This window comes from Trichococcus sp. (assembly GCF_049589555.1).
In the GTDB taxonomy this organism is placed as follows: Bacteria; Bacillota; Bacilli; order Lactobacillales; family Aerococcaceae; genus Trichococcus.
This window is the reverse complement of the sequence record NZ_JBAWAZ010000285.1, coordinates 1-1,770: the sequence shown is the minus strand read 5'-3', so window position 1 is coordinate 1,770 and position 1,770 is coordinate 1. Positions and strand designations below refer to the sequence as shown.

General features: G+C 44.0%; 2 protein-coding genes. One reads left to right on the top strand and one right to left on the bottom strand.

The annotated features are described in order from the left end of the window. A partial coding sequence (locus WBV27_RS10175) for a hypothetical protein (RefSeq protein WP_424201746.1) occupies window positions 1–798 on the bottom strand: 798 nt, incomplete at its 3' end. A gap of 338 nt (window positions 799–1,136) precedes the next feature. Between WBV27_RS10175 and WBV27_RS10170 the strand changes: the two genes are divergently transcribed. After that, a partial coding sequence (locus WBV27_RS10170; protein WP_424201744.1) for an ABC transporter ATP-binding protein occupies window positions 1,137–1,770 on the top strand: 634 nt, incomplete at its 3' end.

Below are 1,770 nucleotides of genomic sequence, written 5' to 3'. Positions count from 1 at the left end.
GGCAGCTTGACCTTTTGTGATGCCACTGATCTGAAGTGAAATGGTCCCTTCATAGTTCTCCGTCCAATCGTCATTGGAATACTCAACCGGAATTTCAATTGCTTGTCCTAGAGGCACTGGATTGCTCCTTTTTCCGATTACAGAAGCTTCAGCAGCAGATTCCTCTGTGCTGGTTTCATCCTGTGGCTCGGTGTCCTCAGAACCACCCTCCATTTCGGAACTGAGTAACATAAAACCTGACATCACCACATCCACCATTTCATCAGTAATCTCCGTAATATACCACTGGTTGTTCTCTTTAACTAAATCGATTTTCAAAGTGGCTTCGGTAAAGGTTTCCGGAACGATTTCTGCCTGTTCTTTCATCGTATCTTCATAGATCTGATCCATTTCTTCTTCACTCAATTCTGAACCACTGAATCCAAATGGTAAAATTTTCGAGAAAACGGAACTGACTGTAGCAGTCATCAATGGTGCACCATCCACATACTTCGCGTTCATCGTAACGACGGCCGTGTTACCATCAACTTCGCTACCTGTCACTTCATAAGTAATTTTCTCAGCATTAGCTTTGAAATATTCCACTAGATAGTCATTCGAATCATCGGTTATCAGTTCTTCCGTCTCCGCTACCTCTTCCTGATTCGAAGAAAGGATAGTTGCTGCCATAGCTTCGGTATCAAGTTGTTGTCCTGCCTTAAAAAATGCCTCCACAGTTGATTCAGGTTTTGCGCCACTGCAGCCGGCCAATAAAGCTAGTGACAGCATCGATATTGCAATTGTTCTCCATTTTCTCATTCTCTTACTCCTCCAATTTTCGAATTGTGATCCTTAGCATTCTCCTATATTAATAACTACGGATTACCCAATTGATAAGCAAATGTTTCTGTCATGGTAGTATCGCTCATTGATTGAGGCCAGCTTTTGATGTCCGGATACTCAAGAGCTCAGCGTTCTCGACCATGCCAATAGAGGGATATTTATTTTAATATAATTGTACCACTATGCGGATGTTAAGCAACATTATTCAAACAAACTTTTTCCAGAAGTCCGCAGGAATTTTAAGGAGCGTATCAATATCTCATTCCATCAATCTATGTTATAACTATATTTGAATGATTTTAGAGGAGGTACCTATGCTTAAACGTTTTTTCGGCTATTATAAACCCTACAAGCATCTGTTTTTGCTTGATTTTTGTTGCGCTATTTTGGCGGCTGTCCTGGAACTTTCTTTCCCGGTCGTCGTCAACAGCGTCATTGATTCCATTTTGCCTTCCGGGCAGTGGAATTTGATTCTCTTGGTTTCGCTGGGCCTGTTGGTTTTGTACATCGTCAACACAGCGATGCAGTATATCGTCGTCTATTTCGGGCACGTACTCGGGGTCAACGTCGAGACCGATATGCGCCGGGAGCTGTATGGTCACATGCAGAAGCAGCCTTTCAGTTACTATGATGATCAGCAGACCGGCAAATTGATGGCGCGGTTGACGACGGATCTGTTCGAAATCTCGGAAGTGGCGCATCACGGCCCTGAGGATATCTTCATCACCATCATCACTTTGTTGGGATCGTTTCTGTTGATGCTGCAGATCCATGTTCCGTTGGCGATCGCCACTTTCGTCATGATTCCCTTCATTACGATTGCGCTCGTCTTTTTCAACAAGAAAATGACACGGATCAACACCCGCATTTTTGAAGATCTGGGTGAATTCAGCGCGGGGATTGAAGCTTCGGTCAGCGGTATCCGCGTCGTGCAGGCATTCGCAAACG